The organism is Pseudomonas sp. JV245A, from assembly GCF_032424515.1.
GTDB classification, from domain to species: domain Bacteria; phylum Pseudomonadota; class Gammaproteobacteria; order Pseudomonadales; family Pseudomonadaceae; genus Aquipseudomonas; species Aquipseudomonas protegens.
Window position 1 is genome coordinate 1 of record NZ_VYKE01000199.1, and the last position, 7,338, is coordinate 7,338.

Here is a 7,338-nt window from a genome sequence, read left to right on the forward strand (position 1 = left end):
AAGCGCTTTCGCCAGCAAGCTGGCTCCTACGGGGAAGACGTGCGCATGATCGTCTTTGCCAGCAAGCTGGCTCCTACAACGGACGGGACGCTGGTAAACTGCCGCGCCTCACTCCTCAGCTCCAAGGCGCTCCGCATGTCCTCCTTGAATCAGGCGCTGCGCGCCGCTCTCGATCACCGCCAGGACCTGCTCGCCGAGCTGCATCAGCAAGGCACCGACTGCTATCGCCTGTTCCACGGCAGCCAGGAGGGTGCCGGCGGCCTGACCATCGACCGCTATGGCCCGCAATTGCTGGTACAGAGCTTTCACCAGACGCTGGAACGCGACACCCTGCTGCAACTGCACGACAGCATCAATCAGCATCTGAACCTGTCGACCCTGCTGGTCTACAACGACCGCTCCCGGGGCAACTCGCGGATCGACCGCGAAGACTCGGTGTACCGCGCCGAAGAGGCTGCCCTGGAGGACCTGGTTGGCCACGAATGGGGCCTGAATTACCGCGTGCGTGGACGCCACGCCGGGCAGGACCCGCTATTGTTTCTCGACCTGCGCAACGCCCGTGGCTGGGTCAAGCAACACAGCGCGGGTAAAAGCGTGCTCAACCTCTTCGCCTACACCTGTGGCGTAGGCCTCAGCGCCGCAGCTGGCGGCGCGCGCGAGGTGTGCAACCTGGACTTCGCCGAGGGCAACCTGGCCGTCGGACGGGAGAACGGCCAGCTCAACCCGCAATTGCCACAGATGCAGTTCGTGCAGTCGGACTATTTCCCGGCCATCCGCCAACTGGCGGGCCTGCCCATCAGCCAGCGCCGCGGGCAGAAACTGCCCAGCTATCCGCGCCTTGAACAGCGCCAGTACGACCTGGTACTGCTGGACCCGCCAGCCTGGGCCAAGAGCGCCTTCGGTACGGTCGACCTGCTGCGTGATTACCAGAGCCTGCTCAAGCCGGCACTGCTGGCCACCGCCGAAGACGGCGTGCTGATCTGCTGCAACAACCTGGCCAAGGTCTCGATGCCGGACTGGCGTGAACAAGTATTGCGCTGCGCCGAGAAGGCCGGGCGTCCGGTGCGCGACTGCCAGGTCTTGGTACCCGCCGCGGACTTCCCTTCCCAAGACGGGCAACCCCCACTGAAAACCTTGATCCTGCAACTTTGACCAAGAGCAGGAAATCTGAACAATCCTGAAGACTGGAGTGGTTTCGGAACCGTAAACGCGTGCCATACTCCAAGGCACTTCCGATTCAGATAGATGAAGCCTCGCATGACCAAAGGATTGATTCGCGCTCTTTGCGCCTTGTTGACCGCTCTCGCCCTTTACAGTCTGCTGGGCTTTCTAATTCTGCCGGGCATTGCCTTGCGGGTGGCCAACCAGCAATTGGCCAACTACGCCACCACCCCAGCCCATATCCAGCGCATCGAGCTCAATCCCTTCAGCCTGGAGCTGACCCTCTGGGGCCTGAGCATCGGTGAACCTGGCAAGGAGCAGATCGCCTTCGATCGCCTCTACGCCAATCTGCAATTGGACAGCCTGTGGAAACGTGCGCTGCACCTGGCGGATGTCGAGCTGGACCAGCCCAAGACCGAAATCCTCTTCGACAAGGAAGGCAAGCTCAACCTCCTGGCCCTGTTCAAGCTGCCGGCCAGCGAACCGACCCCAAGCGACCCCAACGCCAAACCCTTCCCGGTACGCATCGAACGCATCAATCTGGCCGGCGGCTACCTGCATTTCCAGGACCTGCGCCCCAGCGAACCCATCGAATTCCTCTACAACAAGCTCGATTTTGAGCTGAAGAACCTCAGTACCCTGCCGGACGACAGCGCCGACATGACGCTGGTGGCCACCGGCCCCGAGGGCGGGCAGATCGACTGGAGCGGCAACTTCAGCGTGACGCCGCTGACCTCCGAAGGCACCTTGAAAGTCACCGACGGCAAGATGAAAGCCTGGTGGCCCTATGTGCGCGATGCGGTGCCGCTGGTGCTGGAAGACGGCGTGGTCAACCTCAGTACCCACTACAAATTCAGCCTGACCAAGGAAACCGAGCTGCTGCTGGACAACACCTCCATCAGCGTCGCGCCCTTTGCCATCAAGGCCCCGGACGGTCGCCCACTGGCGCGTCTGGAGCGCCTGGACGTCAGCGAAACCACAGTCGACCTGGCCAAGCAGCACGTGATTGTCGGCAAGGTCCGCAGCCAAAAGCTCGAAACCTGGGCCGCCCTTGAAGCCGACGGCCAGTTGGACTGGCAAAAGCTCTTCGCCAGTCAGCCGGCCAAACCGGCGCCAAAACCCGAGCCGGCCGCCGCCGACGCCCCCAAGGAACCGGCAGTACCAGGCAAACCCTGGCAGGTGCTGCTCAAGGACGTGCAACTGCGCAACTACCAGGTGCACCTGGCCGATCGCAAGGCCAAGCCCGCCGTAGCCCTGGAGCTGGGGCCGCTGAACCTGGACCTACAGAACTTCGACAGCCTCAACCAGTCGCCCTTCACCCTCAAGCTCGATACCGGCCTGGGCAAACAAGGCAAGGTCAACGCCACCGGCGAGGTCAACCTCAACCCTGTCAGCGCCAAACTCAAGGTGCAGACCCGGGACATCGACCTGCGCGTCGCCCAGTCCTATATCAGCCCGTTCATCCGCCTTGAACTGCGCAGCGGCATGCTCGGCAGTGACCTGGCAGTGGACCTGAAGAAAGTCGAACCCCTGACTTTCAGCGTCACCGGCCGGGCCAATGTGGACCAGTTGCACACCCTGGACACCCTCAAGACCCGCGACTTCGTGAAATGGAAACAACTGGTGGTCGAAGGCCTGAACTATCAGCACGGTGACAGCCTGACCATCAGCCGGGTCAACCTGATGCAGCCCTATGCACGCTTCATCATCAACGATGACCGCACCACCAATATCGACGACCTGCTGATTCCACAACCACCCAGCAGTGGTGGCAAATCCTCGACGAAGTCCGAGCCCAGCTCAAGCAAGCCTCTGGGCATCCACATCGGTGAAATCGCCATCAACGACGGTTCGGCGAACTTCGCCGACCTGAGCCTGACGCCTAACTTCGCTACCGCCATCCAGCAGCTCAACGGCCATGTCGGCACCATCGACAGCCGCCAGGCCAAGCCGGCAGACGTGGACGTCAAGGGCAAGGTCGACCGCTATGCGCCGGTGACCATCAAGGGCAGCGTCAACCCGTTCGATCCGATGGCCGCCCTGGATATCGCCACCAGCTTCAAACGAGTTGAACTGACCACCCTGACCCCCTACTCCGGGAAATTCGCCGGTTTCCGCATCCGCAAGGGTCGGCTCAACCTCGACCTGCACTACATGATCACCAAGGGCCAGCTCAAGGCCGAGAACAAACTGGTGGTCGAGCAGTTGCAACTGGGGGAAAAGGTCGACAGCCCGGACGCCGTGGATCTGCCGATCCGCCTGGCAGTGGCCTTGCTGAAAGATACGGACGGCAAGATCTCCATCGAGCTGCCTATCTCCGGTGATTTGAACAACCCGCAGTTCAGCGTGATGCCGATTGTCTGGCAGACCCTGCGCAATCTGGTGCTGCGCGCCGCCCAGGCCCCCTTCAAGTTCATTGGCGGGCTGGTCAGCGGTGGTGGCTCGGAAGACCTGAGCAACGTGTCCTTCGCTCCAGGCTCCAGCGACCTGAGCAAGGAATCCGAGTCGGCCCTGACCACCCTGGCCAAGGCGCTCAAGGAGCGTCCGACCCTGCGCCTGGAAATCGAAGGTACCAGCGCCCAGAGCAGTGACGGCCCGCTGATCGCCGAGCAGCGGCTGGAGCGCGAATACCAATACAACTACTACAAGATCCTCCAGCGCCGCGGTGACAAGGTCCCCGCCCAGGCGTCCCTGCTGCAGGTTCCCGAGGGCGAAAAGGCCCCTCTGCTGGAAGGTATCTACCGCACCCGCCTGAAACAGCAGCCGCCGGCGGAATGGACCCAGCTCAGCCGCGACGAACGCAGCGCCAAGCTGCGTGAAGGTTTGATCAAGTTCTGGAGCAGCAGCGACGTGCTGTTGCGACAACTGGGTCAGGAGCGCGCCAGCAGCATCAAGGACTTCCTGGTGGACAAGGGCCAACTGGCCGACGACCGGGTCTACTTCATCGATGCCAACCTGGGCCAGGCCGAAAGCGATGGCCGGGTCGTCACCCCGCTGCACCTGGACAGCGAATAAACCTCTCGCGCCGGGCTCCACCCAGCCCGGCCGGTCTCTCCTGCAGCGCCTGCCTGGCGCCCACAATAGAACAGGCCCCGACACTCAGTGCCGGGGCCTGTAATGATCACGTCCTTGTGATCTTCCGCATGAACCCTTTTGAGAAGCGGCAGACGTATCACTCGGCTCGTCTACCGCACCCTCTCCCTGTCCAGGCGAGAAGCGTGAGTGTTACTCGGCTTTCAGGCCGTCAGCGGAAACTGCCTTGACGCCTTTGATTTTCTTGGTGATGGCCACGGCGGTAGCTTTCTGAGCCTCGGTTACCGCAACAGTGGACGACAGCGAAACAACGCCCTTGTTGGTTTCAACCTTGATGTCGGTGCCAGGAATGCCTTTCTCGGTTACCAGATCGCTTTTCACTTTGGTGGTGATCCAGGTATCGGAGGTGGCCTCTTTGGCCTTGGTCACTTCACCGGCAGCCACCACCATGGGCGACTGGGTGTTTTGAGTGGTCTGCGCAAATGCTGCGTTAGCCATGGTCAGGGTCAGAGCGGTAGCAGTTGCGGCAGCGATAGCGAACTTCTTCATACGAGTAACTCCTGTTCTTTAAGAAAGCCTGCGCCGTGTCCTGGCAACAGGGTTATGAGGGATATTGCAGGTGCTGTGCCAAGTCTAGGAGCCTATAAATATTCATAAAAATCAATAAGTTATAAAATCCTAAATAATTCGGCATCATGCAAAATGCATGACTGCCCGCCAATCTGCATGCAAGTTGCGGCTTTTTCAGCGCGGCCTAGCCAATCGTGAAAAGCCTCCTCAAGCCCCCTCCGCACCACAGCCTTTGGGCGCATAGTCGGCCTCCACAGTGGTGGTGCATGTCCATCCTGAAGTCGCCGAACGGGTCAGGGTCAGGGTCTTGTTCAGCACCGGCCCCGGCGCATTGAGCAGGGTGCAGCCAATGCTGCCTTCACCGGTGGCCGCCGTCCCGCCGGCACTCATCTGGCAGTTGGCGGTCTGGGCCGTGCCCCCGGCCAGGGCCAGGGTCGGATCGGTCCCCTGGTTCAGCAGATCCTCGACGTTGACCTTCAGGGCCGACGCCTCCGACAGGGCGGCAATCACCTTGGCCCGCGCCTGGTACTTGGCATACATCGGCATCGCCACGGTGGCGAGGATGCCGATGATGGCTACCACCACCAGCAATTCGATCAGGGTAAAACCGGATTGATGTTTCATGGGTTGCCTCCTGGCATGGACGAGTGTTGCATGAGCACAAAGGCGTGAAGCACAGCCTGTGCCAGGGGCTAACCCACGGATTACGTGGCCTGCAGGCGCGATAGCCCATGGCCTTGAGCGCAAGGAGTCGCACAAACTGACAAATTTCGTCAGCCCCTGCCCCTCTCGGGCAGCGCCTCGCCAGCTAGGCTTGGACAGGTGCATGGCGACCCGACAGTCGGCTCGCGCCCCCACCAAGGAACGTCCGGGGGTCAGGGTGATCTATCACCCGTTCGAACACAGCAGGGCGCTTGCGCCTCCCTATCCACCCTTGCACCAAGGATCGAACCATGGCGGTAAAAGCACCCGCGACCAGTGTCTATCTCTGGCACGGCACCGACAGCCAGGGCCGCCCCCTCACCGGAGAACTCAGCGCCGCGACCCCGGCCCTGATCAGGGCGCAATTGCGCAGACAGGGCATCACCCCAACCCGAGTCCGACGCAAACCCAAGGGCTGGCTGCGCCTGCATCAGCGAGTAGGGGCACGGGACATTGCCCTGCTCACCCGGCAGTTGGCCACGCTGATGCAGGCCGGGGTGCCGCTGCTGCAATCCTTCGACATCATTGCCGAAAGTTTCGAGCATCCGCAGATGCGCCAACTGCTGGCCAGCCTCAAGCGCGACATCGAGGCCGGCTCCAGCCTGGCCACGGCATTGCGCAGACAACCACGCCACTTCGACCCGCTGTACTGCAACCTGGTGGACGCCGGCGAGCAGGCCGGCGCCCTGGATACCCTGCTGGAGAGAGTCGCCACCTATAAGGAAAAGAGCGAGAACCTGAAGGCGCGGCTGAAGAAAGCCATGGTCTATCCCTTGGCGGTGATCGGCGTGGCGGTCGTGGTCAGCAGCATCCTGCTGCTCAAGGTGGTCCCCCAGTTCCAGAGCTTGTTCGCCGGTTTCAATGCCGAGTTGCCAATGCTCACCCAGTGGGTCATCGCTCTGTCACACTTCATCCAGCAGCAGGGGGCGCTGCTGCTGGCCGCCGGTGTGCTGGGCGGGCTTGCGGCGCGCCTGGCCTATCAGCGCTTCCCGAGCTTGCGTGACCGCCTGGATGTCGGCCTTTTGCACATGCCCCTGGCCGGGCCACTGCTGCACAAATCCGCGGTGGCCCGCTACGCACGGACCCTGGCCACCACCTTCGCCGCCGGCGTTCCCCTGGTGCAGGCCCTGGATTCAGTGGCCGGAGCCAGCGGCAACCCAGTCTTCAGGCAAGCGGTGCAACGGATCCGCCAGCAGGTCGCCGCCGGCATGCAATTGAACTTTGCCATGCGCACCAGCGGCGTCTTCCCGACCATGGCAATCCAGATGACCGCCATCGGCGAAGAGTCCGGAACCCTGGATCATCTGCTGGAAAAAGTCGCGATCCATTACGAGGTCGAGGTGGACAACCTGGTGGACAGCCTGACCAGCCTCATGGAGCCGTTGATCATGGTGGTCCTGGGGGGTATCGTCGGCGCCCTGGTGGTTGCCATGTACCTGCCTATCTTCCAACTCGGTACAGCGATCTGAACATGCCCCTGACTGACGCCCTCACTCTCTACCCCATGGCCTTCGTGGCTGCGGCCCTGGTATTGGGCCTGATCGTCGGCAGCTTTCTCAACGTGCTGGTGTGGCGCCTGCCGAAAATGCTCGAACGCGACTGGCGAGCCCAGGCCCGCGACGTACTGGGGCTGGAGCCGGAACCTGTGGCTGCGCCCTACAACCTGATGCTGCCGCACTCCCAGTGCCCGCACTGTGCGCAGGCGATCCGCCCCTGGGAAAACATTCCGCTGCTCAGTTACCTGTGGCTACGTGGCCGCTGCGCCCACTGCAATAGCTCCATCAGCCCGCGCTACCCGTTGACCGAACTGGCCTGCGGGCTGATCTCGGGTTTTATCGCCTGGCACTTCGGCTTCGGCTGGGCGGCCGGGCT

6 protein-coding genes are annotated in these 7,338 nt (G+C 62.2%); 4 read left to right on the top strand and 2 right to left on the bottom strand.

What is annotated here, in order from left to right:
• Positions 1-135 precede the first annotated feature (135 nt).
• On the top strand, positions 136-1,152 hold the full coding sequence (locus tag F6S12_RS28470; RefSeq protein ID WP_161466732.1) for a class I SAM-dependent rRNA methyltransferase: 1,017 nt from the start codon (positions 136-138) through the stop codon (positions 1,150-1,152).
• Between the two features lie 105 nt (positions 1,153-1,257).
• Positions 1,258-4,176, top strand: a complete 2,919-nt coding sequence (locus tag F6S12_RS28475; protein ID WP_315869599.1) for a DUF748 domain-containing protein — start codon at positions 1,258-1,260, stop codon at positions 4,174-4,176.
• A gap of 210 nt (positions 4,177-4,386) precedes the next feature.
• Here F6S12_RS28475 and F6S12_RS28480 read toward each other — a convergent pair whose 3' ends face one another.
• Both F6S12_RS28480 and F6S12_RS28485 read right to left on the bottom strand, forming a co-directional pair.
• On the bottom strand, positions 4,387-4,743 hold the full coding sequence (locus F6S12_RS28480; protein ID WP_011063519.1) for a BON domain-containing protein: 357 nt from the start codon (positions 4,741-4,743) through the stop codon (positions 4,387-4,389).
• A 228-nt stretch (positions 4,744-4,971) separates the two neighbouring features.
• Complete coding sequence (locus tag F6S12_RS28485) at positions 4,972-5,388, bottom strand: pilin (protein WP_077934790.1); 417 nt, start codon at positions 5,386-5,388, stop codon at positions 4,972-4,974.
• A gap of 329 nt (positions 5,389-5,717) precedes the next feature.
• Between F6S12_RS28485 and F6S12_RS28490 the strand changes: the two genes are divergently transcribed.
• Together F6S12_RS28490 and F6S12_RS28495 are read left to right on the top strand one after the other, a co-directional pair.
• Positions 5,718-6,935: a type II secretion system F family protein gene (locus tag F6S12_RS28490; protein ID WP_315869600.1), complete on the top strand. Its 1,218-nt coding sequence runs from the start codon at positions 5,718-5,720 to the stop codon at positions 6,933-6,935.
• Between the two features lie 2 nt (positions 6,936-6,937).
• Positions 6,938-7,338: prepilin peptidase (locus F6S12_RS28495; protein WP_315869601.1), on the top strand; the 401-nt coding region annotated here is incomplete at its 3' end.